Source organism: Pseudacidovorax intermedius, assembly GCF_003350475.1.
Lineage (GTDB): Bacteria > Pseudomonadota > Gammaproteobacteria > Burkholderiales > Burkholderiaceae_C > Xenophilus > Xenophilus intermedius.
This window is the reverse complement of the sequence record NZ_QQAV01000001.1, coordinates 47584-73505: the sequence shown is the minus strand read 5'-3', so window position 1 is coordinate 73505 and position 25922 is coordinate 47584. Positions and strand designations below refer to the sequence as shown.

Sequence of the window (25922 nt, the reverse complement as noted above, 5' to 3'; positions counted from 1 at the left end):
TGAAGACTTGCGCCGCGGCCCGGCCTTCCGGTCCGCGGCGCGTTCGTTATGGGGCCGCGCGGCATGGGCGCGCGGCCCGTTGAGGAAAGGCGATTCATGTTCGAACTGCGGCTCTTGGCGCCCGAAGACCGGGTCGAGGTGGTGGGTGATGCGCTCGATGCGCTCGATGCCCTCTCCGTCTCGGTGGAGGACGCCGATGCCCACACCGAGGCCGAGCAGGCCCTGTTCGGCGAGCCCGGCATGCCGCCGCCGCGCGAAGGCTGGCAGCGCTCGCGCGTGGTGGCCCTCTTCGACACCCGCGCCAAGGCCGACGAGGCGGCGGCGCTGCTGCAGGCGCAGGACTTCTTCGAAGGCTGCAGCCTGGCAGGCATCGCCGAAGTGCCCGAGCAGGATTGGGTGCGGCTGACCCAGTCGCAGTTTGCGCCGGTGGAGATCACCGAGAGCTTCTGGATCGTCCCGACCTGGCATGAGCCGCCCGCGCAGGCCGTGCAGGTGATCCGCCTCGATCCGGGTCTGGCGTTCGGCACAGGCACCCATCCGACCACGCGCATGTGCCTGCGCTGGATCGCGACCCAGCCGGCCGACGTGCTGGGTTCGCGCGTGCTCGACTACGGTTGCGGCTCGGGCATCCTGGCCATCGGCGCCGCGAAGTTCGGCGCCACCGAGATCGATGCCGTCGACATCGACGAAGCGGCTGTGGAATCGACCCGCCTCAACGCCGATGCCAATGCCGTCGAGCTCTCGCCCGGCCTGCCCGAGCGGGCCCAGGGCGAATACGACACCGTGCTTGCCAACATCCTGGCCACACCCCTCAAGGTGCTGGCGCCGCTGCTCTGCGCCCACGTGCGACCGGGCGGCCACCTGGTGCTGGCCGGCATCCTGTCGCGGCAGGCCGACGAGCTGAAGGAGGCCTATGCGCCCTGGATCGCGCTCGAGGTCGCCGACACCGAAGACGGCTGGATCCTGATGACCGGCCGCCGCGCGGCATGAGTCTCGTCACCCGCTGTCCGTCCTGCACGACCGCCTTCAAGGTGGTGCGCGACCAGTTGCGGCTGTCCGACGGATGGGTGCGCTGTGGCCGGTGCGGCGAGGTGTTCGATGCGCAGTCCGACCTGCGCGAGCAGTTGCCCGACGGTCGTTGGGTGGTGTTGGCGGCGCCCGCCTCCGAGGGCGCATGGCCTGTCGCGGAGCCGGGGGCTGCGGCGGGGGTGGGCGACGCGGAGTCGGCCTCTGCGATGCGGGACGGAGAGAGTGAGCCGGTGGATGACGATGTGCCCGGCGCAGCGTCGCCCTCGCTGTCTGCCAACACTTCGCCGACCGCCCAACCCTGGCCCTCCGTCGACTGGCTCGATCTGTCTGCAGGTGGTGCGACATCTGCGCCCCCGGCGGCCGAACGTGTCGAGCCCCGGATGCCCGCGCCCGACCTGCTGGATCTGGCGCAGCCCGAAGACAGGGCGGCGTCGACGCAGGATGCCCAGGCGCCGTCGGCGTCCTCCGCGCTCTCGGCCATCCCCGGGCGCCCGGCGGCCGATGCGGCGCAGGTCGGCCGCGTCCTGCGCCGCGGTCGCGCATGGGTGAATGCCGAGCCCACCGCGCTCGCCGCCTTCCTGCGGCCCGGGCGCGCTGCGGTGCCGCCGCGCCCGGCCCCCCTCGAGCCCTCGCTGGAGGCGGATCCGCCGCCGGCCCCGGTCATCCCCGCGCCGGATGCGGGCCTTGACCGCCCTTCGCCAGGCGCCGACGTCGACGAAGCGCCTGGGCAGGCGCCCCCGCCGTTGGTCGAAGAGTCCCCGACGGCGGAGTCGACCCCGCCGTCGTCCGATCTGCCGAGGGACGATGAGCCCGCCGCCCGGGACGACTTGGCGGCGCCGCCGTTCACCCCTCTGCGCCCCAGCTTCCTGGACACGCCGGATGCGCCAGAAGAAGGTGAGGCGCCGCGTCGCCGCCGCTTCTGGCTGTGGTCGCTGGCTGCAGCGGGCCTGCTGATCGTGCTGGGCGCGCAGGTGATGCGGCATGAGCGCGACCAGTGGGCGCTGTCCCGGCCAGCCTTGCTGCCGTTGCTGACGGCCGTGTGCCAGGCGACCGCCTGCACGATCGAGGCACCACGCCGCATCGACGACATCCGCGTGGATGGCTCCACGCTGATGCGCGACGGCGCCGAGGGCCGCTACCGGCTGGTCTTCACGCTGCGCAATGCGGCGCCGGTGGCCGTGGCCATGCCGGCAATCGAGCTGTCCTTGCTCGACGGCTCCGAACGCCCGGTGCTGCGGCGCGTCGTCCAGTCGGTCGAGATGGCGCGTGCCGCCGTATTGCCGGGCCGTGCCGAAGAGGAAGTCGCGCTGGCGCTCGAGTTGCACGCGGCGGCCGGCCGGCCACTGCCTTCCGTGGTGGGCCACAGCGTGCTCGCCTTCTATCCCTGAGGCCGACGGTCACACCGTGCCCGCGGCTTCGCCTTGTCTCCCACCGCTTCTGCAGGATTGATCCCGCCATGGCTTCCGTGATCTGCGGCTCGCTCGCATTCGACACCATCATGACCTTCGAGGGCCGCTTCGCCGAGCAGATCCTGCCCGACCAGCTGCACATCCTGAACGTGTCCTTCCTGGTGCCCGGCCTGCGCCGGGACTTCGGCGGGTGCGCCGGCAACATTGCCTACAGCCTGAATGCGCTGGGCGGCCGCGCCCTGCCCATGGCGGCCGTGGGCAGCGATGGCGCCGACTACGTGCAGCGCCTGAAGGAACTGGGTGTGGGCACCGAATTCATCCTGCAGCTGGACGACAGCTACACCGCGCAGGCCATGATCATGACCGACCGCGACAACAACCAGATCACGGCCTTCCACCCGGGTGCGATGCAGCAGGCCCACCTCAACCGCATCGAGGCACGCGAGGACATCCGCCTGGGCATCATTGCGCCCGACGGCCGCGAGGCGATGCTGCAGCATGCCGCGCAGTTCAAGGCTGCCGGCATTCCCTTCGTGTTCGATCCGGGTCAGGGTCTGCCGATGTTCGACGGCAAGGACCTGGCCCACTTCATCGATCAGGCGGACTGGGTCGTGGTCAACGACTACGAGGGCCGCATGCTCAGCGAGCGCACGGGCTGGAGCACGGCCGAGATCTCGCGCCGTGTGCGCGGCATGGTGGTCACGCTGGGCGCCGAGGGCTGCGACGTGTGGGTCGGCGGCGAGGCCACGCGCGTGGCGCCCGTGACGCCCGAGGCCGTGGTCGATCCCACCGGCTGCGGCGACGCCTGGCGCGGCGGCCTGCTCTATGGCCTGGAACAGGGCTGGGACCTGGTGCGCTGCGCCGAACTGGGCAACCGCCTGGGCGCCCTCAAGATCGCACAGCGCGGCCCGCAGAACTACCAGGTCGACCGCGCCGCCCTGGGCCTGTGAGCGTGCATACGGCGCAATAAAAAAACCCGGCGCCTTGCGGTCGCCGGGTTCTGGCTTCGAAGGCCGCTCTCGCGGCGCTTCGTTCAGCCTCAGGGCTTGCTGGCCGTGGGGAAGGGCCAGGCGGCCTGCGGGCTCAGCGTGGTCTGTGCTGCAGGGGCTGCAGCGGCAGGCGCGGGCGCAGCCGCAGGGGCAGGCGCTTTCGCAGGGGCAGGCTTTTTGGCGGCGGCCTTCTTGGCAGCGGCCTTCTTGGCGGGGGCCTTGGGGGCCGCAGCCGTCTTGGCCGCCGTCGTCTTCTTGGCGGCGACCTTCTTGGCCGGTGCAGCCTTCTTGGCGGCGACCTTCTTCGCAGGTGCTGCTGCCTTCTTGGCGGCGACCTTCTTCGCCGGCGCTGCGGCCTTCTTGGCGGGCGCAGCCTTCTTCGCCGCGACCTTCTTGGCCGGTGCAGCCTTCTTGGCCGCAACCTTCTTCGCCGGCGCCGCCTTCTTGGCGGGTGCAGCCTTCTTCGCTGCGACCTTCTTGGCCGGTGCCGCCTTCTTGGCCGCAACCTTCTTCGCCGGTGCGGCAGCCTTCTTGGCCGGAGCCGCCTTCTTCGCTGCGACCTTCTTGGCCGGAGCGGCCTTCTTTGCAGCGACCTTCTTGGCCGGAGCCTTCTTTGCAGTTGCCATTTCTTTCTCCTTGATCAAGTTGGAAATCAACCTTCGAATTGCACGGGCCGCCCGTGTGCCTGCGGCCAGCGATCCGTGACGTCGGGGCACACCCCGCCACCACGAATGGGAAAGCCCCGGACGCCGCACTCTGGGGTGCGTCTGGCGTCCGGGGCGGGTCTCAGATCCATTCGTCCTTCAGGAAAGAGGCGTGCTCAGTCCCATGAGAGCGCGCCACCCGACTGGTATTCGATCACGCGGGTTTCGAAGAAATTGCGCTCTTTCTTCAGGTCGATCATTTCGCTCATCCAGGGGAACGGGTTCTCTTCGTTCGGGAAGAGCGCTTCCAGGCCGATCTGCGTGGCACGCCGGTTGGCGATGTAGCGCAGGTAGCCCTTGAACATGGAGGCATTCATGCCGAGCACGCCGCGGGGCATGGTGTCTTCAGCATAGCGGTATTCGAGCTCGACCGCCTTCTGGAACAGGGCCTTGATCTCGGCCTTGAACTCGGGCGTCCATAGATGCGGATTCTCGAGCTTGAGCTGGTTGATCAGGTCGATACCGAAGTTGCAGTGCATCGACTCGTCGCGCAGGATGTACTGGTACTGCTCGGCGGCACCGGTCATCTTGTTCTGGCGTCCGAGCGCGAGGATCTGCGTGAAGCCGACGTAGAAGAAGAGGCCTTCCATCAGGCAGGCGAAGACGATCAGCGACTTGAGCAGCGTCTGGTCGGTCTCGGGCGTGCCGGTCTTGAAGTTCGGATCCATGATCGCGTCGATGAACGGGATCAGGAACTCGTCCTTGTCGCGGATCGACTGGACTTCGTTGTAGGCGTTGAAGATCTCGGACTCGTCCAGGCCCAGCGACTCCACGATGTACTGGTAGGCGTGGGTATGGATCGCTTCCTCGAAGGCCTGGCGCAGCAGGAACTGGCGGCATTCGGGCGCGGTGATGTGCCGGTAGGTGCCCAGCACGATGTTGTTGGCGGCCAGCGAATCGGCGGTGACGAAGAAGCCGAGGTTGCGCTTGACGATGCGGCGTTCGTCCTCGGTCAGGCCGTTCGGGTCTTTCCAGAGGGCGATGTCGCGGTTCATGTTGACCTCCTGCGGCATCCAGTGATTGGCGCAGGTGGCGAGGTACTTCTCCCAGGCCCACTTGTACTTGAAGGGCACCAGCTGGTTGACGTCGGTCTGGCCGTTGATGATGCGCTTGTCGGCGGCATTCACGCGGCGCGCGGCGGCAGTCGTGGCAGCGACGGGTTGAGCGCCAGCAGGTGCGCTGAAGCTGTGCGTAGCCAGCGCGGGCTGTGCAAAGGAAGCGGGGGAAGAAGGGGATGCCGTCGGCCGGCCTGCGGCCATGTCCGATGCATTCGACAGTGCGCCCGAATTGGAGGGCTTGACTTCGTCGTCCCAGGTCAACATAGAAAAATCCAATGCTCAATTATCAGAGCAACGACATGCGCTTGAAAAGTTCTTCGGCTGTGTCGTTGCTGAATTTTGTTGTGCCTGGGCATCGGGTCTGTCGTCCGATGCCCCGACATGACGGCATGCGTTCCTGCTTTGCGCAGGAACGCATGCATCAGTGCGCGATGCGCGCAGCGATCACTGGCAGGCTTCGCAGCCCGGATCGTCGATGGCGCAGAACTTGATGTCGGTGGCGGGCACCGCGTTCATCTGCGCTTGCGCCGCGGCGGCTGCGGCTTCGAGTGCGCTGGGCGCGCTGGCTGCAGCAGCGGGCTGCATGGCCATGGACGAGCTGCCACCGGAGGACACGGCATTCAGGCGGCTCGATTGCACGGTCGACTTCTCGGCGTGCGTGGCGCTGATGGTGCGCAGGTAGTAGGTGGTCTTGAGGCCGCGCGTCCAGGCCAGCGTGTAGGTGTCGTGCAGCTTCTTGCCCGAGGCACCGGCCATGTAGATGTTCAGGCTCTGGGCCTGGTCGATCCACTTCTGGCGACGCGCGGCGGCTTCGACCAGCCACTGCGGCTCGACCTCGAAGGCCGTGGCGTACAGCGCCTTCACGTCCTGCGGTACGCGGTCAATGGGGCGCAGCGAGCCGTCGAAGTGCTTGAGGTCCATGACCATCACGTCGTCCCACAGGCCCAGGCGCTTGAGGTCACGCACCAGGTAGTGGTTGATGACGGTGAATTCGCCCGACAGGTTGGACTTGACCGACAGGTTGCCGAAGCAGGGCTCGATGGACGCGTCCACGCCGATGATGTTGGAGATGGTCGCCGTGGGCGCGATGGCCACGCAGTTGGAGTTGCGCATGCCGTCCTGCTTGATCTTGGCGCGCAGGGCGTCCCAATCCAGGGTGCGCGAGCGGTCCACCTCGACATAGCCGCCGCGGGCCTTCTCCAGCAGATCGAGCGAGTCGATCGGCAGGATGCCCTTGTCCCACAGCGAGCCCTTGAAGCTGCTGTAGCGGCCGCGCTCGGCGGCCAGCTCGGTCGAGGCCCAGTAGGCGTAGTAGCAGATCGCTTCCATCGACTTGTCGGCGAAGTCGACGGCCTGCTCGCTGGCGTAGGGAATGCGCAGTTCGTACAGCGCGTCCTGGAAGCCCATCAGGCCCAGGCCCACCGGGCGGTGGCGCAGGTTCGAGTCGCGGGCCTTTTTGACGGCGTAGTAGTTGATGTCGATGACGTTGTCGAGCATGCGCATGGCGACCGAGATGGTCTTCTTGAGCTTCTCGTGGTCGACGCCGCCGTCCTTCAAATGCTGCAGCAGGTTGACCGAGCCCAGGTTGCAGACGGCCGTCTCGGTGTCGCTGGTGTTGAGCGTGATCTCGGTGCAGAGGTTGGACGAGTGCACCACGCCGGCATGCTGCTGCGGCGAGCGCACGTTGCAGGCGTCCTTGAAGGTGATCCAGGGATGGCCGGTCTCGAACAGCATCGAGAGCATCTTGCGCCACAGGTCGGTGGCCGGCACCGTCTTGGCGGGCTTGATCTCGCCGCGCGCGGCCCTCTCTTCGTAGGCGACGTAGGCGCGCTCGAAGTCGGCGCCGAACAGGTCGTGCAGGTCGGGCACGGAGGAGGGCGAGAACAGCGTCCAGGTGCCCTTCTCCATCACGCGGCGCATGAACAGATCGGGGATCCAGTTGGCCGTGTTCATGTCGTGGGTGCGGCGGCGGTCGTCACCCGTGTTCTTGCGCAGCTCCAGGAACTCTTCGATGTCCAGGTGCCAGGTCTCCAGGTAGGTGCAGACCGCGCCCTTGCGCTTGCCGCCCTGGTTGACGGCCACGGCCGTGTCGTTGACCACCTTGAGGAAGGGCACGACGCCCTGCGATTCGCCGTTGGTGCCCTTGATGTGCGAGCCCAGGGCGCGCACGCGGGTCCAGTCGTTGCCCAGGCCGCCGGCGAACTTCGACAGCAGCGCGTTCTCCTTGATCGACTCGTAGATGCCATCCAGGTCGTCGGGCACGGTGGTCAGGTAGCAGGACGAGAGCTGCGAGCGCAGCGTGCCGCTGTTGAACAGCGTGGGCGTGGACGACATGAAGTCGAACGAGGACAGCACCTCGTAGAACTCGATGGCGCGCGCCTCGCGGTCGATCTCGCCCAGCGCCAGTCCCATGGCCACGCGCATGAAGAAGGCCTGCGGCAGCTCGATGCGGCTCTTGCGCACGTGCAAAAAGTAGCGGTCGTACAGGGTCTGCAGGCCGAGGTAGTCGAACTTCAGGTCACGGTCGGCCTTGAGCGCGGCGCCCAGGCGGGCCAGGTCGTACTGCAGCAGCTTCTCGTCGAGCAGCTCGTTCTCCACGCCCTTCTTGATGAACTGCGGGAAGTAGTCGGCGTATGCAGCACTCATCTCGGCCTGTGCCACTTCGCGGCCCAGCACTTCCTTGACGATGGTGTGCAGCAGCAGGCGCGCGGTGGCGTAGGTGTAGTCGGGATCCTTCTCGATCAGCGTGCGGGCAGCCAGGATCGAGGCCTTGTAGACCTCGTCCAGCGGCACGCCGTCGTACAAGTTGCGCATGGTCTCGGCCACGATGGGCTCGGCCTTCACGCCATCGCCCAGGCCCACGCAGGCCGACTGCAGCAGCGACTGCAGGGCGCCCATGTCCAGCGGGACGCGCTCGCCGCCGTCCAGCACATGCAGTTGCGGCGCGGCGGCCGCAGCCGTCTGCTCGACCTGCTTGGAGCGCTCTTGCGCACGGCGCTCGCGATACAGCACGTAGGCGCGGGCGACTTCCTGGTAGCCGCCGCGCATCAGGCCGAGCTCGACCTGGTCCTGCACGTCCTCGATGTGGAAGGTGCCGCCGCCCGGGCGCGAACGTACCAGCGCGCGGACCACGGCCTGCGTCAGGCCCTCGACCGTCTCGCGCACGCTGGCCGAGGCCGCGCCCTGCGTCCCATGCACCGCCAGGAAGGCCTTCATCATCGCCACGGTGATCTTTTCGGGCGCGAAGGGCACCACGGCGCCATTGCGGCGGATGATCTGGTAGTGGGCGAGTGCGGGGGCCGTCGTGCCCGCCACGTCGCGACCGGCGGGCATCGTCGGCAGGGGCTGGGCGGAGGTGGCGGGTGAGTTCAAGGCAGTCTGCATGCGGTTCCTCTTGAGGGGGCTTGGTGTTCGTCGATCAGGGCGCGGTGGGCAGGGATCGATGCCGCCGCGTCGATGGAGGGGCACTATATCTGGTGTCCCGAGGGGGGCCAATGCACTACCGGTAGTGTTTGGTCGGGCTGCCGGGTCAAGCTTGACTTCCGGTGAAACCCCAGGATGCCGCGCCGGAGCCAAGCAGCAGTAGGTGCCTTCGTGGCCGAGGCCGCAACGATGGGGCTTGGCGGGCGATTTGGCGCGCAAACCCGCATGAACAGGGGCTTGGCGACGTCCGGCCATCCGGCCCGCCCCGGAGCGCTGGCGCCATCGCTCCCCGGGGTCCGATTGAAAAATTTAAGGAGCGGCCGGGAAGGCGATGGCGGTGCCCGCCAACTGCCGCGCCAAGCGGGCCCAGTCGAAGCCCGGCCCCGGGTCGTATTTGCGGCCGGGAGCGATGTGTTCGTGGCCAGCGATGTGGGCAATCGGATAGCGGGCCGACAGCGCCCGCGCGAGCTGGGCCAGGGTCTCGTACTGCGCGTCCTCGAAACGCTCGCCTTCCAGGCCTTCCAGTTCCACGCCGACCGAATCGTCATTGCAGTTGGCGCGACCCCGCCACTGCGAGACGCCCGCATGCCAGGCCCGGTCGTCCGCGCTGACGAACTGCCAGAGTTTGCCATCGCGACGGATGTAGAAGTGCGCCGAGACCTCCAGACCCCGGATCTGCGCGAAGTAGGGATGCGCGTCCCAGTCCAGTTGGTTGGTGAAGAGCTGCTGGACCTCCTCGCCGCCGTAGCGCCCGGGCGGCAGGCTGATGGAGTGCACCACCAGGAGATCGATGCAGGCCCCGGCCGGACGGGGGCCGAAGTTGGGAGAGTCCAGCCGGCGCGCCGCCCGCAGCCAGCCACCGTCCCAGGGGGCGGCGCCGGGCTCAGTCATCGTCGCCATGCGGCACCGCGATGCCCAGGCGCGCGATGCGGTAGCGGATCTGGCGCAGGCTCAGGCCCAGGCGCGCGGCGGCGGCGGTGCGGTTGTAGTTGGCCTCGCGCAGCGCGCGCTCGACGATGCCGCGTTCCTGGTCGTCGAGGTACTGCTGCAGGTCGGCGGGCACGGGGGGGTCTCCCACGACTGCCGGTGATCGGGTGGGCGCGGCCTCCGGCACGGGAATGGCCGTCACGGTGCCCGGCGCTGGCATGGCAAAGAGCGGCATGGACAGGTCCTGCAGACCGTTGCCGTCCGCGGCTTCGACGTCCAGCTGCAGCGTGTCGCCCTCGCTCAGGGCGACGGCCCGGTGCAGCAGGTTCTCCAGTTCGCGCACGTTGCCGCGCAGCGGATGCGATTCGAGCTTGAGCAGCACCTGCATCGTCATCCTCGGCACCGGCTGGCCGCTTTCCTCGGCGATGCGCGCCAGCAGGGCGGTGCACAGGGCCGACAGGTCTTCCCGGCGCTCGCGCAGCGGCGGCAGCCGCACTTCGATCACGTTGAGGCGGTAGAACAGATCCTGTCGGAAGCGGCCCGCCAGCACCTCGGCCTGCAGGTCCTTGTGCGTGGCGCTGACGATGCGCACGTCCACCGGTTCCTCCTGCGTGCTGCCGATGGGGCGCACGCAGCGTTCCTGGATGGCCCGCAGCAGCTTGGACTGCATGGCCAGCGGCAGGTCGCCGATCTCGTCGAGGAAGAGCGTGCCGCCGCGCGCCGCCTGGAAGTAGCCGTCGCGGTCCTGCATCGCGCCGGTGTAGGAGCCCTTGCGCGCGCCGAAGAACTCGGCTTCGAGGAGTGTTTCGGGAATGGCCCCGCAATTGACGGCGACAAAGGGGCCGCCCGCCCTTTGGCTGCAGGCGTGCAGCGCGCGCGCCACCAGTTCCTTGCCCGTGCCCGATTCGCCGTGGATCAGCACCGGCGCCATGCCGCGTGCCACACGCACGATGCGGGCCTTGACTGCGCGCATGGCGTCCGACTCGCCCACCAGGCGCGCCAGCGCGGCGCGGGCCGCGGGCGCAACGCCTGCCTCGGCCGGCGCTTCTTCGGCCGGCACGACCGGCGCGGACTCGCATGGCGACGCGGCACGCGCCGGTGTGCCGCCCGGGCGCTCCTGCACGGCCGAGGCCACCACGCTGCGGAACTGCTTCAGGTCCACCGGCTTGGTCAGGTAGTCGAATGCGCCGGCCTTGAGCGCCTCGACGGCGTTCTCGGCCGAGCCGTAGGCGGTCATCACGACGCAGCGTTCGCTGCGCTGGTGGCGGGCGATGCGCTGCAGCAGCTCCAGGCCGAGGCCGTCGGGCAGCCGCATGTCGGTGATCACGGCATCGAAGCGGTTGGCCTGCAGGTGCTGCCACGCCTCCTCCACGCTGCTGGCCGCTTCGACCAGGTAGCCCTCGCGCAGCAGGGTCAGCTCGTAGAGGGTGCGCAGGTCGGGCTCGTCGTCCACGACGAGGATCTGCGCCGGCGGCGATGCGGGAGAACTGCTCACCGAGCTATTGTGGCAAAGCGCCCGCCTGCGCTGGCGCGAAGCTCAGCAGGAAGGCATTGCCGGCAGGCACGTCGGGTGCGGGACGCAGGCGTTCGTAGCGGATGGTGGCCCCATGGCGCTCGCACAGCTCGCGGCAGATGAACAGGCCCAGCCCGCTGGATCGGCTCTCGGAGGAGAAGAAGGGCTCGAACAGGTGGCGTTCCACGCCCTGCTCCAGAGGCGCGCCATCGCTCCAGACGGCCAGGGTGGGCCGGCCGTCGCCCGCGGCGAAGGTGTGGACGCGGATGGATTCCTCGCCCGGCCCTGCATAGCGGGCGGCGTTGTCCAGAAGGTTGACCAGGATGCGCCGCAGGTGCTCCTCGTTGAAGCGCACCGCCGGCAGACTTTCCACCAGGCGCAGGGCCGGCTGCGCGCGGCCGCTCTGGCGGCTCCATTCGTCGACCATGGTGTAGACGCTGGCGGCCAGGGGCAGGGCCGTTCCCTGGCCCAGGTCGCTGCCCTGCTGGCGCACGCGCGCGACGTCCAGCACCTCGTCGACGATGCGGCCGAGCCGGCGTGCGTTCTGCTGCACCATGGCATTGAGGCGCTGCTGGGCCGGCTCGGTCAGATCCTCCTCCAGCAGGGCGCTGGCCTGCGTGATGGCGGCCAGCGGATTGCGGATCTCGTGCGCGACGGCCGCCGACATGCGGCCCATTGCGGCCATCTTCTCGGTGCGGATGCGGGCTTCCAGCTGCCGCAGGTCCTGCAGGAACATCACGCAGAAGCCGCGGTCGCGGGCGCCGTCCACGGCCGTCAGCCGGGTGCGCACCCGCAGCTCGCGCGGCGTGGCCTGGGGCTGGGCGATCGGCAGGTCGGCACCGAGGTCGGCCCTGTCCTCGAAGGTGCGCTGCGCCAGGCCGGCCAGCGGCTGCCACGCCGGATGGGCCATCAGGGAGCGCGGCAGCGAGCCTCGGTCCAGCCCGCCCCCCAGCAGGGCATCGGCGGCCGGGTTGGCCGTGTGCACGCGGCCGGCCTCGTCCACCACCAGCACGCCTTCGGCCAGCGCCTCGATCACGAGGGCATTGATCTGCGCCTGCAACTGGGCCGAATCCTGGCTGCGGCTGGCGCGGGCCTCCTCGCGGGCCAGCCGCAGCGCCAGTTGGTGGGCCAGCAGCGACAGCACGAACAGGCCCGTGCCGGTCAGTGCGGCCTGGAGCAAACGGCCGGGCCCATCGGGGCCTGCCGCCAGCTGGAAGCGCAGCGCCTCGGCCAGCATCAGCAGCGTGGCGGCCGAGGTGGTGGCCAGCCCGACCACCAGGCCCCCGGCCACGGCCGCCATGAGCACCGGAAGGGCCAGCAAGGGCGTGTAGTTGACCGTGGTGCCGGTCTGCAGCGCCTGAAGCAGTGCGAACACGCCCACGTCGAGGCCGATGCACAGCAGCCAGGTCATGCCCAGCCGCCGCAGCGGCAGGCGCGCGGGCGTACGCAGCCGGTCGGCCAGGGTGAAGGCGGCGTAGAGGGCCGTGATGGCCAGGGTCGGCGCGTGCGTGGACTGGCCCAGGGCGAAGGCAATGCCCTGCAGCGCCAGCAGCAGCAGCCCCACGGCCGGTCTGGCCGTCATGAAGCCGCGCCATATCCGCTGCAGGGCCTGGCTGCGCTCGGTGCGGGTTTCCAGCGCGGACCAGTCCGTGTTTGACGACGGAAAGTCCGTGTCCGGTGTCATGGCTCCGCGGCGTTGCGGTGCCGGTCGCTGCAATAGATGCCGTGGCGGCCGGGCACGGCGTCGGCGGCCGGCAGGTGCAGGCCGCAATGGGCGCAGCGCACCATCCGCTGTGGCCCCCGGACGGCCGGCCGGGCGTTGGGCCGGGGCGGCGGGGCGGCGTCCAGTTCTTCCTGGCGATTACGTCGCCAGATCCAGATGGCCACGGCCACCACAAGGGTCACGAGCAGGAATTTCATCAGGCGACGGGCCGGTGCAGCACCACTTCGAGCACGAAGCGCGAGCCCACGTAGGCCAGCAGCAGCAGCACGGCCCCCGCGTAGAGCACGCGCTTGGCCGTGCGGCCCCGCCAGCCGAAGCGGCTGCGGCCGGCCAGCAGGATGGCGAAGCTCAGCCAGGCCAGCAGCGAGAACACCGTCTTGTGGTCCCACTTCCAGGCGCGCACCTGGGGCCCGTAGAGCGTCTCGCTGAACAACAGGCCCGCCAGCAGCGTGGCCGACAGCAGCACGAAGCCGGCCGTGACGAAGCGGAAGGTCAGGCGCTCCAGCGTCAGTAGCGGCAGGCCCGCATGCGGATCGGCCGCCTGGCGGATGCGCCGCTCTGCCCGCGTCATGAGCCAGGCATGCACCACGGCCGCGCCGAAGAGCCCGTAGCTGGCGATGCCGAGTGCCAGATGCAGCGGCAGCCAGGGCGAGGCATTCATGTGCAGCGGCGAACCGGGAAAGGCCGCGGCCAGCAGTGCCGCCAGCGCGCCCAGTCCCGCCAGCACGCGGCGCACCGTCAGGCCGGGGAAGAGCCGGCTTTCCACCGCATAGACCGTCATCACCAGCCAGGCCGTGATCGACAGCGCCGGTGCGAAGCCGAAGCGCGGCGTGCCGGGCAGCAGGCCGGTGGCCAGCGCTGCCGCGTGCAGCAGCCACGCGATGGCGACGACGGCCTGGGTGGCGCTGCGGTTGAGCTTGTGGGAGAAGGCGGCGGCCACGCCGTAGGCCGCGGCCGTGGCGATGCCCAGGGCCACGCTGAGTGGGGAGGGGCTCGCTAGAATCATCCGCTGAGTTTAGCCTTTGGGCCCCAGCGGACGGGGCCCGCCGGACACCCCGCCGTGCCCGCCCCGGACTCGGCCGCCGCCGCGGCGCCGCCGCTTCCTTCCCCAGCCTTCTTCCCCTCCCATCCATGGCCACCGCCCTCACCGACAAGTTCTCCCGCCTCGTCAAGCAGATGAGCGGGCAGGCGCGCATCACCGAAACCAACGTGCAGGACATGATGCGCGAGGTGCGCATGGCGCTGCTCGAGGCCGACGTGGCGCTGCCGGTGGTGCGCGACTTCGTCAACCGCGTCAAGGACAAGGCGATGGGCGAGGAGGTGATGGGCTCCCTCAAGCCCGGCCAGGCGCTGGTGGGCATCGTCAACCGCGAATTGGCAGCCACGATGGGGGAGGGCGTCTCGGACATCAACCTCAACGCCCAGCCGCCGGCCGTGGTGCTCATGGCCGGCCTGCAGGGCGCCGGCAAGACCACCACCACCGCCAAGCTGGCCAAGCACCTGATCGAGAAGCGCAAGAAGAAGGTGCTGACCGTCTCGGGCGACGTCTACCGCCCCGCGGCCATCGAGCAGCTCAAGACGGTGACGAAGCAGGCGGGCGCCGAGTGGTTCCCCAGCACGCCCGACCAGAAGCCGCTGGACATCGCCCGCGCCGCGCTCGACTACGCCAAGCGGCACTACTTCGACGTGCTGCTGGTCGACACCGCCGGCCGCCTGGCCATCGACGAAGTGCTGATGGAGGAAATCAAGACGCTGCACGGCGCCTTGAGTCCGGTCGAGACCCTGTTCGTCGTCGACGCCATGCAGGGCCAGGACGCGGCCAACACCGCCAAGGCCTTCAAGGACGCGCTGCCGCTGACCGGCATCATCCTGACCAAGATGGACGGCGACTCGCGCGGCGGTGCGGCGCTGTCGGTGCGGCAGATCACGGGCGTGCCCATCAAGTTCGCCGGCACCAGCGAGAAGATCGACGGGCTGGAGGTCTTCGACGCCGAGCGCCATGCCGGCCGCATCCTGGGCATGGGCGACATCGTGGCGCTGGTCGAGCAGGTCTCGGCCGGTGTCGACATGGAGGCGGCCAAGAAGCTCGCCACCAAGGTCAAGAGCGGCCACTTCGACCTGGAAGACTTCCTGGCCCAGTTGCAGCAGATGAAGCAGATGGGCGGCCTCTCCAGCTTCATGGACAAGCTGCCGACGCAACTGGCCGCCAAGGCCAGCGAGGCCGACCTGACGCGCGCCGAGCGCGACATCCGCCGCAAGGAAGGCATCATCCACAGCATGACGCCCGCTGAACGCCGCAAGCCCGAACTCATCAAGGCCAGCCGCAAGAAGCGCATCGCCACTGGCGCGGGCGTGCAGGTTCAGGAGGTCAACCGCCTGCTCAACGAGTTCGAGCAGATGCAGGGCATGATGAAGAAGATGAAGGGCGGCGGCCTCATGAAGATGATGAAGCGCCTGGGCGGCATGAAGGGCATGCCCGGGATGCCGGGCATGGGCGGGCCTGGCGGGCCCAAGCTGCCGTTCTGACACGCGGAGCGGGCCGCCAGGTCATGCAGTCCGGTTGACCCGAGGCCGTTCGGGCTGAGCCTGTCGAAGCCTCGGCGCAAGCCCTTCGACCCATCGATCCTTCGGTAAGACGCGCACCGCTCTCCCAAAAAAACGCCCGCGAATTTCGCGGGCGTTTTGTTTTGGCGAGGCGCCGGACTCAGGCGGCCTTCAGGGCCAGCCGGTCCGCGTGGGCCCACGCGCGGCGCAGCACGGCGGGCGAGCGGGACTCCTCAGGGATCAGCAGGTAGTGACGCTCGCGCATCACACCGCCGACATCGATGCGGCTGGTCAGCACAGCCATGGGAATGGCCAGCAGCAGCGGCAGGCCGACGGGCATGAGCCACACCAGCGCGCTCGCATCGATCAGGGCCACGCCGCAGGCCAGCACAGCCACCAGACCACTCATCGGCGCCAGGCGGTTGAAAGCCTCGCTCCACGGCACGGCGGCCGCTTCCCGCGGGGGCGACTTCCACTCCAGCTTGAGGCCGGTCAGGGCGACGATCACGAACAGCGAGTGGGCCAGCATGCGCACGGGTGCCTGCACGATGGCCATGACGCTTTCCAGCGCGGCGCTCTTGAACAGGCTGAACGCACCGCCGAAGTTCTTCTGCTCACCGCGCATGAACACCGCGGCCACGCCCAGGATGCGGGGCAGGAACAGCAGGCACAGCGTCCAGATCCACAGGCCGGCCAGCTCCATGGGCAGCACGGCCCAGTCCTGGACCAGGCGCGAGCCGGTCAGCCACAGGGCGGTGCCCAGGGTCATGAAGGCCAGCCACATCGGGGCGGACACATACGCCATCGTGCCGGTCACGAACATGGCGCGGTGCACGGGGTGGATGCCGGGCTCGGCCATCAGGCGGGCGTTCTGCAGGTTGCCCTGGCACCAGCGGCGGTCACGCTGCAACTCGGCCAGCAGGTCCGGCGGTTGCTGCTCGTAGCTGCCGACCAGGTCGGACACCAGCCAGACGTGGTAGCCGGCGCGGCGCATCAGGGCGGCCTCGACGAAGTCGTGGCTCATGATGCCGCCGGACATGCCGCCCGTGCCCTTGATCGGGGCCAGGGCGCAGTGCTCCATGAAGGGCGCGACGCGGATGATGGCGTTGTGGCCCCAGTAGTGCGATTCGCCCAGCTGCCAGAACTGCATGCCCAGGGTGAACAGGCGGCCGGTCACACGGCTGGCGAACTGCTGCGCGCGCGCATGCAGCGTCACGTGTCCGATGGCCTGCGTGGCGGTCTGGATGATCCCGGCGGTGGGATTGGCTTCCATCAGCTTGACCATGCTGGTCAGGCAGTCGCCGCTCATGACGCTGTCGGCATCGAGCACGACCATGTAGCGGTAGTCCTTGCCCCAGCGGCGGCAGAAGTCGGCCACATTGCCGGCCTTGCGGTGCGTGCGGCGGGTGCGCAGGCGGTAGTACACCTCGACCTGCGGCTTGTTCGGGCTGTCGGCGAAGGACTGGGCCAGGGCGGCGCGCAGTTCTTCCCACGCGGCACGTTCGGCCTTGGCGATCTCGGGGTTGTAGCTGTCGGACAGCACGAACACGTCGAACTGCTGCGCATGGCCGGTGTTGGCCACCGATTCGCAGGTGGCGCGCAGGCCGGCGAACACCGTGGCCACGTCCTCATTGCAGATCGGCATGATGATGGCGGTGCGGGCCTCCGGGTTCATCGGATGGTCGGCAACCTGTTTGGCCGACAGCGCGTACTTGTCGCCACGCACAGACACGTAGAAACCCATCAGCGCGGTCACGAAGCCGGTGACCACCCAGCCGGATAGCAGGCCATACAGTGCGATCTGGCCGTATTCCAGGAAGGCGTTGTCGTAGTCGGGCTGCACCTGGGCAAACAGGGCCGAGGCCAGCACGGTGCTGAACAGGGCCAGCATCGTGAAGGTCAGGCGACGGCGCTTGGCGGCGCGCTCCCAGGGCTGGACCGGACCGGCAGGCTGGGCGGCCGCGGTGGCACGACCCGCGCCCATCTTGAGCAGGAGGGCGGTGCCGATGCTGTTCCAGAAACCGCGCCACGGACGGGGCGTCATGGAACCGCGGTTGATCGGCGGCGCAGTGACGGCATTGGGATGGCGTTCCTCGCGGGCCGCAGGGCGGCGCGGCTGGAACTGCTCGGGCGTCAGGACCTTCAGGTGCGAAAACTCGTTCGGTTTCATGGCGAGGCCTTACCAGTGCTGGAAATTCGAAATGGGGGTCTCACCGATGGCGGGGAGGCGCTTGAAGACGCAGTCCGCGCTGGCGCTGGCGGCGAGCGCCGGCGCATGGGCCTGGCTCCGCGCCGAGCGGGCGCGCGCCGTCTGCGCGGTCTTGCGACGCAGGGCGTCACGCTGCGGACGCAGGATGACAGGGGGGGTGGTGAGGAGGGTCATGCAGGCTATAGGGCAATCCCCATGCCAGCACAACTTAGTTCTTGAAAATCAGCGAGTTACAGCGATTTTCTCGGCCGATTCTTGGCGTTTTCGGCCGTCACGGCCGTAAAAGCCCCGAATCTGTCGCCACAGCCCGACAACTCGCCGAGGGGTGGCGGTCAATCCTTTTCAAATCAACGACTTAGCCCTGTCGCTCGTCGGCGACAGGCTCCGAAGCGCCAGCGACACCGTCGTTCTTGAAGTGGCCTGGCGTGAGCTCGTGCTTCTGAAGCAACCGATAGAACTCGGTGCGGTTGCGGTCGGCCAAGCGCGCGGCATCGGCCACGTTGCCGTCCGTCAGCTTGAGCAGTCCGACCAGGTAGTCGCGCTCGAAGCGCTGTTTGGCCTCGGCGTAGGTCTGCACTTCCACGGTCGGCACTCGAAGCGCCCGCTGCACCAGCGCCAGCGGAATGAGCGGCGAGCTGGACAGCGCGCACACCTGCTCCACCACGTTGTAGAGCTGGCGGATGTTGCCTGGCCAGGGGGCGGTGGTCAGGGCCTTGAGCGCCTCGGGGGCGAAACCCGAAAGCCGTTTGCCGTACTTGCCGGCCAGCCGCTGCAGGAAGTGGTTGGCCAGCAGCGGGATGTCCTCGCGCCGGGCCGACAGCGGTGGCAGTGTGAGCGTGACGACGTTGAGGCGGTAGTAGAGGTCCTCGCGGAACTGGGCTGCAGCCATGGCCGCCTCCAGGTCGCGGTGGGTCGCCGAGATGATGCGCACATCCACCGCGATGGCCTGGGTGGCGCCCACCGGGCGCACCGCGCGCTCCTGCAGCACGCGCAGCAGCTTGACCTGCAGGGCGGGCGGCATGTCGCCGATTTCGTCCAGCATCAGCGTGCCGCCATCGGCCTGCTGGAACAGGCCCTTGTGGTTGGCGTGGGCGTCGGTGAAGGCGCCTTTGACGTGGCCGAACAGCTCGGATTCGAGCAGCGCCTCGGGAATGGCGCCGCAGTTGACGGCCACGAAGGGCTTGCGCGCCCGGTCGCTGGCCTTGTGGATGGCGCGGGCCAGTACCTCCTTGCCAGTGCCGGAGTCGCCGCGCAGCAGCACGCTGGCGTCGGACTTGGCCACCATGCGCGCTTCGGCCAGCACCTCGGCCATGCGGCTGGATCGGCTGACGATCTCCGCGCGCCAGCTCTCGTCGCCGCCCGCGGCCGGCGTGGCGGCTGGTGCGCCCAGGGCCATCGCCTGCCCGATCTTGTCGAGCAGCTCCCGCGCGTCATAGGGCTTGGTGAGGTAGGTGAAGACGCCCCGGGATGTCGCCTCCACCGCGTCGGGAATGGTGCCGTGCGCCGTGAGCAGGATCACCGGCAGCGTTGGATGGCGTTTGCGGATCTCGTCGAACAGCTGCAGCCCGTCGCGCCCAGGGAGGCGCACGTCGCTGAGCACCAGCCGCGGATGCTCGATCTCCAGTTGGGTCAGCGCCGATTCGGCCGAAGTGACCGCCGTCACCTGGTAGCCCGCTGCGGCCAGGCGCAGCGACAGCAGCCGCAGCATGTCGGCATCGTCGTCCACGACCAGGATACGGGCGCCGGTGGCGGCGGCTTTGGCGGTATCGCTCATGGGCTTGCCTGGGTCGGGTGGGTGCGGCCGTGCCGGAGGGGTCAGGGCGAGGGGCGCGCCGCGCCGTTGGACGGGCGGCCGAAGCTGCGCTCGATGGCGCGCAGCGCCTCGATGCGGTCGTTGAGATGGTCGATGCGGCGCTGCGCCTCCTTGAGCTGCGCCACCTGCCGGTCGCGGTCGTCCTCGACGCGGCGTTGTTCCTGGTAACGGGCCGCAAGCACCCGGGCCAGCGGCTGCAGCGGCTGGGCCTCGGCCTGCGTGCTGCCGGCGACGCGCTGCATCAGGGCCGTGGCACGCGCCAGATCGGGAGGATTGCGGGTCTGCGCCAGCACCAGGGCCAGCTGCATCTGCAGGGGGGCCGAGTCGCCTGGGTCGCCGATGCGGGCGATCTCCGCGGCCGCTTCGCCGGACTGCAGGCTGCGGGCCCGGTCGGCGTAGGCCAGCATCCGGGACAGCGCTTCGCTGCTCGCACTGCCGTAGCCATTGGCCGCCATGCCGTTGCCGGCCGGCTGCATCTGGGTGGCTGGGGCGACGGGTTGCACTTCCACCGGCTGGACGGCCGGCCGGGTGGCCGGCACGGGTGGGTTGGCCGTGGTGGCCGGCGCAGGGGCCGGCACGCTCGGCGTGGGCGCTGGGGTGGCGCAGCCTGCCAGCACCCCGGCCAGGACCAGGGCAACGGCAAGGAGAGGGCTGCGGACGGACAAGGTCGTCATGGGCGTGGGGTCGGGGGAGGTCAGCCGCGCGGCAGGTCGATGCGGAATCGCGCGCCGGGGCCGGTGGGCAGCAGCGCAATGCGGCCACCATGGGCTGCAATGTACTCCTGCACGATGGACAGGCCGATGCCTGTGCCTTTGACCGTGTGCTCCGGCTGGCGCTCGCCGCGGAAGAAGGGCTCGAACACCCGGTCGCGGTCGTCCGGCGCGATGCCGGGGCCGGCGTCGCTGATCTCGATGCTGGCGGTGTCGCCGGTGCTGGAGACCGCCAGCGCGATGGTGCCGCCGCGGGCCGAGAAGCGGATCGCGTTGGACAGCAGGTTGGCCACCGCCGTGCCCAGCTTGGCCGGATCGGCCATCACCGTCACCGGCTCGCCCTCCACGCGCACGGTGAGGCCGTGCGACTGCCACTGCAGCCGCTGGGCGTCGATCTGCTCCTGCACCAGCTTGACCAGGTTGCAGCGCTCGCGCTTGAGCTGGCGGGCCTCGAAGGCCGCGGCGTTGAAGCGCAGCAGCGCCTCGATCTGGCTTTGGAGCGACACGGCGTTCTGTTGCAGGATCTGCGCCACCTCGCGCTGGGCCGGATTGAGCTCGCCGGTCACGCCGTCTTCCAACAACGACACGCCCTCGCGCAGCGCGGCCAGCGGCGTCTTGAGCTCGTGCGACACATGGCGCAGGAAGCGCGCCTTGTCGGCGTCCAGTTCCATCAGCCGCAGGCGCAGCCAGTCCAACTGCTGCGACACGCGCCGCACGTCGGCAGGGCCCCGGATGTCGATGGGCTCATCCAGCCGGTTCTCGCCCAGGCGCACGATGGCGCGCTCCAGCCGTTTGAAAGGCCGCGCCAGCCAGATGCCGAAGGCCAGCGCCAGGGCCGCCGCCAGCCCGCTGGCCGCCACCACCTGCAGCGTCAGCCGGCGCCGCGCGGCTTCCAGCCGGTCGGCCAGGGCATTGTTCTGCGCCTCGATCAGCATCTGCGCCTGCTGGGCGAGCTGTGTGTTGAGCGCATCCAGCTCGCGGAACTGCAACGCCATCGAGCCCTCGCGGGCCAGGGCCGTCTCGGGCGCGCCGTTCATCAGTTCCTCGATGGTGGCCATCTGCGCGCGCCACAGCTGCGCCGATTGGGGCAGCAGCCCGTTGTCGACCAGTCGCTGCACCACGTTCTGTGCGTCCTTTTGCGCGTCGGCGAAGCGGCGGCGCAGCACGGCGTCGTTGAGCACCAGCGACTGGCGGCCCGAGCGTTCCATGGCGGCGCTGCGCTCCGCCAGCGACTGGGCGGCGCCCGAGAGCAGCAGCGCGCGCCGCGCCGCCTCGCGGCTTTGCGTGATGAGCTGGTCGTACTGGAAGACGGCGCGCAGCGCCACCCCCACCACCAGCGCCGTGACCACCAGGAAGGCGGCCAGCATCAACTGCTGGAAGGAGCCGCGTGCGCGCGGCCGGCTGGCCGCCATCAGGCGGTCTGCGCGGCACGCGCGGCACCGGCACCGTCATGCTCGCGCGTCACGATCTCGCCACGCAGGGTGTGCGACAGGGCGCGGGTGATCTTCACGTCCACCATCTGGCCCACCAGCCGGGCGGGTGCCTCGAAGTTGACGACACGGAAGCAGTCGGTACGGCCCATCAGCTCGGCCGGGTTCTTCTTGGAGGGGCCTTCCACCAGCAGCCGCTGCGTGGTGCCGACCAGTGCCTCGGACAGCCGGCGCACGTTGTCGTCGATGGTCTTCTGCAGATGCTGCAGGCGCGCGAGCTTGACCTCGTGCGGCGTGTCGTCGTGCAGCGTAGCGGCGGGTGTGCCCGGCCGCGGGCTGAAGATGAAGCTGAAGCTGGCGTCGAAGCCCACGTCCTCGATCAGCTTCATCATCTTCGCGAAGTCCTCCTCGGTCTCGCCCGGGAAGCCGACGATGAAGTCGCTGGACAGCGCCAGCTGCGGCCGGATGGCGCGCAGCTTGCGGATCGTGCTCTTGTATTCCATGGCGGTGTAGCCGCGCTTCATCGCCATCAGGATGCGGTCGCTGCCGTGCTGCACCGGCAGGTGCAGGTGGCTCACCAGTTGCGGCACCTTGGCATAGGTCTCGATCAGACGCGGCGTGAACTCGTTGGGGTGGCTGGTCGTGTAGCGGATGCGCTCGATGCCAGGAATCTCGGCGATGTACTCGATCAGCGTGGCGAAGTCGGCGATTTCGCTGGTGTCGCCCATCCTGCCCCGGTAGGCGTTCACGTTCTGGCCCAGCAGGGTGACTTCGCGCACGCCCTGCTCGGCCAGACCGGCCACTTCGACGAGCACGTCGTCCAGCGGGCGGTTGACCTCCTCGCCGCGGGTATAGGGCACCACGCAATAGCTGCAGTACTTGGAGCAGCCTTCCATGATCGACACGTAGGCCGTCGCGCCCTCGACGCGTGCGGGCGGCAGGTGGTCGAACTTCTCGATCTCGGGGAAGGAGATGTCCACCTGCGGGCGGCGTTCGGCCTCGCGGCGGGCCAGCATCTCGGGCAGGCGGTGCAGGGTCTGCGGGCCGAAGACCACGTCCACGTAGGGTGCACGGGCGATGATGGCCTCGCCTTCCTGGCTGGCGACGCAGCCGCCGACGCCGATCTTCACGCCCTTGGCCTTCAGGTGCTGCACGCGGCCGAGGTCGGAGAACACCTTCTCCTGCGCCTTCTCGCGCACGGAACAGGTGTTGAAGAGGATCAGGTCGGCTTCGTCGACGTTCTGGGTGGGCTCGTAGCCGTCGGCGGCGGCGAGGACGTCGGCCATCTTGTCCGAGTCGTACTCGTTCATCTGGCAGCCGAAGGTCTTGATGAAGACTTTGCGGGACATGGCGGGGCTTTCTTTCAAGGCGGCCGGCGAGTGGCACCGGCGGCGGGATCAATGGAATGCGTGGGGCGGTTCGGTCAACCTGCCGTGCGTATGCCCCCGGGGCAGGGGCAGCGACGGGCGGCGCTCAACTGCCTTCGTTGTCAGCGCGGGTGACGAAGGGCCAGATGTTGAGCAGTGGCTTGCCGCTGGCCGACGCGCGGTCGGTGGCGGCCTCGTCGGGCGAGAGGATCCAGATCTGCTGCACCTGCCCGGCGGCATCGCGCAGGTAGTTCACCGCCAGGTCCTGGCCCAGCAGCGTGCTGCCGGTCACGACCATGTTCTGGGCATTGCGGATGCGGGTGCCGGGGGCCAGCACTTCCAGCCGGCCGTCGAGGTCGGCCTGCGGAAAGTCGAGCATGCGCAGGCGACCGCGCAATGTGCCGTCGGGGAAGTTGCGGCCGCCGACGGCGGCTTCGTTCTGGGTCTGGGCCTGCGCAGGCAGGGGCGAGAGAAGGGCCGCGGTGCCCAGACAGCTCAGGGCGGCGGCAAGCAGGAAATGTGGGAGGCTGCAGCGGTTCATGGGGTTCATCCAGAGGCTGGCGAGCGCGGATTCTAGGTGGCGGGGCGTCTGCGCTCAGGTGCTGGTCTCGTCCCGCGCCAGGTCGCGGCTCAGGTGGCCGGTGTCGGCCCAGCCCACCAGGGAGAAGCCCTCGGGCGTCCACAGCAGACGGTTGATGGCCGCGTTGCGCAGCTCCCAGGTGCGAGGCGCCTGAAGCTCCTGCCCGGTGGCGGCGCGGTAGAGCACGTCCATCACGCCGCCGTGGGCGACCAGCACCACCAGTTCGCCGGGATGGCGTGCCGCCAGTTCGGCGGCGACGGCCACGATGCGGTCGCGGAAGACCAGCAGGTTCTCGCCGCCCTCGGGCGCGAAGTCGGGCACGCGCTTGCGCCACTTGAGGGCCTGCTCGGGCAGTTCGGCCTCGATCTCGGCGAAGGTGCGGCCCTCGAAGATGCCGAAGCCGCGTTCGCGCAGCCGCGGCTCGGCGATCAGGGCGGGTGCGTCGGGGTGGGCCTCGGCAATGGCGCTGGCCGTCTGCCAGGCGCGGGCCAGGTCGCTCGCATAGATGGCAGCGATGGGCTCCTCGGCCAGCGCGCGGCCCACCTGCTGCGCCTGCCACTGGCCTTCGTCGTTGAGCGGGATGTCGAGCTGGCCCTGGATGCGGGTGTCGACGTTCCAGAGTGTCTCGCCGTGGCGGACGGCGATCAGGCGGGTGAGGTCCATCGGCCGAGTGTCACCCAGAACGCGCAGGCGGGCGGAACGCGGCGGGCGGGCCCCGCGGCGTCAGGGGCGGGCCGGCGCCGCAGGCTGCGCCGATGGCGCAGGCGTGCCCGCTTGAGGTGCGGACGCAGCCGGCGTGATGGTCTGCGGCTTGGTCTCGACGGTCACGTCCACTCGCCGCACGGCCTGCGGCGGATTGGGAAAGCCCTGCAGCGCCGCATGGAACATCACCGGCAGGATGCGGCGGGTGTCCGGGTAGGGGCCGTCGTTGCGGGCATGGGTTTCGTAGACCACCTGCCGGTCGGGCAGCGAGCGCATCACGATCGAGACCTCGCGGCCGTACCAGGTCTGGTTGGGTGGCAAGGCGCCCGGGCCCCACCAGCCGCCGCCGTACCAGCCGGGGCGGCCGTAGCCAAGGCCCACCCCCCATCGCGGACCCCAGCCGGGCCCCCAGCCCGGGCCGTCGAACCACGGGTCGGCCCAGGGCGACAGCTCCAGCTGCGAGCGGGCGCTCACCTGCACGGCATAGCGCGCGTTGGCGTCGTCGCGCCGCAGCCCGGCGGCGGCGAGGGAGGGTTCGGCCAGGCTTTCGAGGTCGGTCTGGGCGGCGTCGTTCGCCTGCTGCGAGGGCAGTCGCTCGAAGCGGTAGGTGGCGCCCGGCGGGATGGGGGCCTTGGCGTAGCTCTGGACGTTGTTGTCCACCACGTAGGAGGTGGCACAGCCCGCCAGGCCGGCGGCCACCGCCGCCATGGCCGCCAGGCCGAGGAATCGCACTGCACGTTGCATGTCGTCGTCACCCCTGGGGCCGTTGGCCGGCCCCTGTGTTGTTGTCGTATCGGCTGGACGCGCGGCCGCGCGTCGTGGCTGGAACTCGGCGGGGCGTGCGCGTCAGCCCAGGCTCACCACCTGCACCGCCGAGGGCATGGCGGGCACAGGCGGCAGTTCGGGCGGATCGAAGGCCCGGTCGCCGTCGTCGCTGGCCACGCCAGTCGGCTTCAGACCCTTGAAGTCGTGCAGGGTTCCGTCCATCAGGTGCGAGGGCGCGACGCTCTGAAGGCTGTGCAGCATGTTCTCCAGCCGGCCGGGATGCTTGCGTTCCCAGTCGCGCAGCATGTCGCCGACCACCTGGCGCTGCAGGTTCTCCTGGCTGCCGCACAGGTTGCAGGGAATGATCGGGAATTCGCGGTGTTGGGCCCAGCGCACCAGGTCCTTCTCGGCCACGTAGGCCAGCGGTCGGATCACCACATGTCGGCCATCGTCGCTCACCAGCTTGGGCGGCATGGCCTTGAGCTTCGCGGCGAAGAACATGTTGAGGAAGAAGGTCGCCAGGATGTCGTCGCGATGGTGCCCCAGCGCGATCTTGGTGGCGCCCAGCTCGTCGGCCACGCGGTAGAGGATGCCCCGGCGCAGCCGCGAGCACAGGCCGCAGGTGGTCTTCCCCTCGGGCACCACGCGCTTGACGATGCTGTAGGTGTCCTGTTCCTCGATGTGGAAGGGCACGCCCACCTGCTTCAGATAGGCCGGCAGCACGTCTTCCGGAAAGCCGGGCTGCTTCTGGTCGAGGTTGACGGCGATCAGCTCGAAGTTCACCGGCGCGCGGGCCTTGAGCTTGAGCAGGATGTCCAGCATGCCGTAGCTGTCCTTGCCGCCCGAGAGGCACACCATGACCTTGTCGCCCTCTTCGATCATGTTGTAGTCGGTGATGGCGCGGCCGACTTCACGGCACAGGCGCTTTTCGAGCTTGTGCGTCTCGCGCTCGATCTTCGCGGCCGCCTGGTGGCTAGGGGCGGCGGCTGCAGGGGCTTCGGGTTCGGTCCAGACGGCGTTCATGGGC

23 protein-coding genes are annotated in these 25922 nt (G+C 69.3%); 5 read left to right on the top strand and 18 right to left on the bottom strand.

Annotated features, from left to right (window positions below):
* The first annotated feature begins 96 nt into the window (after positions 1-96).
* The 3 genes from prmA (at position 97) to DFR41_RS00315 (ending at position 3388) form a co-directional block, all read left to right on the top strand.
* Positions 97-990: a 50S ribosomal protein L11 methyltransferase gene (gene prmA / locus DFR41_RS00325; RefSeq protein WP_017759070.1), complete on the top strand. Its 894-nt coding sequence runs from the start codon at positions 97-99 to the stop codon at positions 988-990.
* Entirely contained in the window at positions 987-2417 is a 1431-nt protein-coding gene (locus tag DFR41_RS00320) for a DUF3426 domain-containing protein (protein ID WP_114801319.1), read from the top strand. Before prmA ends, DFR41_RS00320 begins: the two co-directional genes overlap by 4 nt.
* A 68-nt stretch (positions 2418-2485) precedes the next feature.
* The gene (locus DFR41_RS00315; RefSeq protein ID WP_017758056.1) at positions 2486-3388 is read left to right on the top strand and encodes a carbohydrate kinase family protein; all 903 of its coding nucleotides are present in this window, start codon (positions 2486-2488) and stop codon (positions 3386-3388) included.
* 89 nt (positions 3389-3477) lie between these two features.
* On the opposite strand, the gene DFR41_RS00310 is transcribed toward DFR41_RS00315, so the two are convergent.
* The gene (locus DFR41_RS00310; RefSeq protein ID WP_114801318.1) at positions 3478-4053 is read right to left on the bottom strand and encodes a histone; all 576 of its coding nucleotides are present in this window, start codon (positions 4051-4053) and stop codon (positions 3478-3480) included.
* A gap of 194 nt (positions 4054-4247) precedes the next feature.
* Positions 4248-5453: a ribonucleotide-diphosphate reductase subunit beta gene (locus DFR41_RS00305; RefSeq protein WP_114801317.1), complete on the bottom strand. Its 1206-nt coding sequence runs from the start codon at positions 5451-5453 to the stop codon at positions 4248-4250.
* On the opposite strand from DFR41_RS00305, the gene DFR41_RS27600 reads away from it, so the two are divergent.
* Complete coding sequence (locus DFR41_RS27600; protein WP_170159288.1) at positions 5389-5574, top strand: hypothetical protein; 186 nt, start codon at positions 5389-5391, stop codon at positions 5572-5574. The two genes, DFR41_RS00305 and DFR41_RS27600, sit on opposite strands and share 65 nt — an antisense overlap.
* A gap of 59 nt (positions 5575-5633) precedes the next feature.
* Here the strand turns inward: DFR41_RS27600 and DFR41_RS00300 are convergent, their stop codons facing one another.
* From DFR41_RS00300 to DFR41_RS00275, 6 genes are all read right to left on the bottom strand, one after another.
* Complete coding sequence (locus tag DFR41_RS00300; RefSeq protein ID WP_114801316.1) at positions 5634-8573, bottom strand: ribonucleoside-diphosphate reductase subunit alpha; 2940 nt, start codon at positions 8571-8573, stop codon at positions 5634-5636.
* A gap of 348 nt (positions 8574-8921) precedes the next feature.
* Positions 8922-9512: a 1,6-anhydro-N-acetylmuramyl-L-alanine amidase AmpD gene (gene ampD, locus DFR41_RS00295; RefSeq protein WP_114802115.1), complete on the bottom strand. Its 591-nt coding sequence runs from the start codon at positions 9510-9512 to the stop codon at positions 8922-8924.
* Entirely contained in the window at positions 9496-11034 is a 1539-nt protein-coding gene (locus tag DFR41_RS00290) for a sigma-54-dependent transcriptional regulator (protein ID WP_017757346.1), read from the bottom strand. Before DFR41_RS00290 ends, ampD begins: the two co-directional genes overlap by 17 nt.
* 4 nt (positions 11035-11038) lie before the next feature.
* Positions 11039-12736: a sensor histidine kinase gene (locus DFR41_RS00285; protein WP_114801315.1), complete on the bottom strand. Its 1698-nt coding sequence runs from the start codon at positions 12734-12736 to the stop codon at positions 11039-11041.
* Positions 12733-12972, bottom strand: a complete 240-nt coding sequence (locus DFR41_RS00280) for a PP0621 family protein (RefSeq protein WP_017757348.1) — start codon at positions 12970-12972, stop codon at positions 12733-12735. Before DFR41_RS00280 ends, DFR41_RS00285 begins: the two co-directional genes overlap by 4 nt.
* A complete protein-coding gene (locus DFR41_RS00275; protein ID WP_043116104.1) occupies positions 12972-13781 on the bottom strand; it encodes a cytochrome C assembly family protein in 810 nt (269 codons plus the stop codon). The genes DFR41_RS00280 and DFR41_RS00275 overlap by 1 nt, the downstream gene beginning before the upstream one ends.
* Before the next feature lie 125 nt (positions 13782-13906).
* Here DFR41_RS00275 and ffh point away from each other — a divergent pair, with 125 nt between their 5' ends.
* Positions 13907-15301 (top strand): signal recognition particle protein, encoded by a 1395-nt coding sequence (gene ffh / locus DFR41_RS00270; protein WP_114801314.1) that lies wholly within the window; start codon positions 13907-13909, stop codon positions 15299-15301.
* Between the two features lie 178 nt (positions 15302-15479).
* Here ffh and mdoH read toward each other — a convergent pair whose 3' ends face one another.
* The 10 genes from mdoH to ttcA form a co-directional block, all read right to left on the bottom strand.
* Positions 15480-17489 carry a glucans biosynthesis glucosyltransferase MdoH gene (gene mdoH, locus DFR41_RS00265; protein WP_114801313.1) on the bottom strand — a complete coding sequence of 670 codons (2010 nt, stop codon included), beginning with the start codon at positions 17487-17489 and terminating at the stop codon, positions 15480-15482.
* Positions 17490-17498: 9 nt separating this feature from the next.
* Positions 17499-17702 carry a hypothetical protein gene (locus DFR41_RS00260; protein WP_114801312.1) on the bottom strand — a complete coding sequence of 68 codons (204 nt, stop codon included), beginning with the start codon at positions 17700-17702 and terminating at the stop codon, positions 17499-17501.
* 181 nt (positions 17703-17883) lie between these two features.
* Positions 17884-19302: a sigma 54-interacting transcriptional regulator gene (locus tag DFR41_RS00255; protein ID WP_114801311.1), complete on the bottom strand. Its 1419-nt coding sequence runs from the start codon at positions 19300-19302 to the stop codon at positions 17884-17886.
* A 41-nt stretch (positions 19303-19343) separates the two neighbouring features.
* Entirely contained in the window at positions 19344-20015 is a 672-nt protein-coding gene (locus tag DFR41_RS00250; RefSeq protein ID WP_114801310.1) for a hypothetical protein, read from the bottom strand.
* 20 nt (positions 20016-20035) lie between these two features.
* Positions 20036-21463, bottom strand: a complete 1428-nt coding sequence (locus DFR41_RS00245; protein ID WP_114801309.1) for a sensor histidine kinase — start codon at positions 21461-21463, stop codon at positions 20036-20038.
* Positions 21463-22830, bottom strand: coding sequence for a tRNA (N6-isopentenyl adenosine(37)-C2)-methylthiotransferase MiaB (gene miaB, locus DFR41_RS00240; RefSeq protein ID WP_114801308.1), 1368 nt, complete (start codon positions 22828-22830; stop codon positions 21463-21465). Before miaB ends, DFR41_RS00245 begins: the two co-directional genes overlap by 1 nt.
* 124 nt (positions 22831-22954) lie before the next feature.
* Positions 22955-23389: a hypothetical protein gene (locus DFR41_RS00235; RefSeq protein WP_017758048.1), complete on the bottom strand. Its 435-nt coding sequence runs from the start codon at positions 23387-23389 to the stop codon at positions 22955-22957.
* Positions 23390-23443: 54 nt separating this feature from the next.
* Positions 23444-24091 (bottom strand): histidine phosphatase family protein, encoded by a 648-nt coding sequence (locus DFR41_RS00230; protein WP_114801306.1) that lies wholly within the window; start codon positions 24089-24091, stop codon positions 23444-23446.
* Positions 24092-24151: 60 nt separating this feature from the next.
* A complete protein-coding gene (locus DFR41_RS00225; RefSeq protein WP_114801305.1) occupies positions 24152-24874 on the bottom strand; it encodes a DUF4136 domain-containing protein in 723 nt (240 codons plus the stop codon).
* 102 nt (positions 24875-24976) lie between these two features.
* Positions 24977-25918 (bottom strand): tRNA 2-thiocytidine(32) synthetase TtcA, encoded by a 942-nt coding sequence (gene ttcA / locus DFR41_RS00220; RefSeq protein ID WP_017761283.1) that lies wholly within the window; start codon positions 25916-25918, stop codon positions 24977-24979.
* Positions 25919-25922 lie beyond the last annotated feature (4 nt).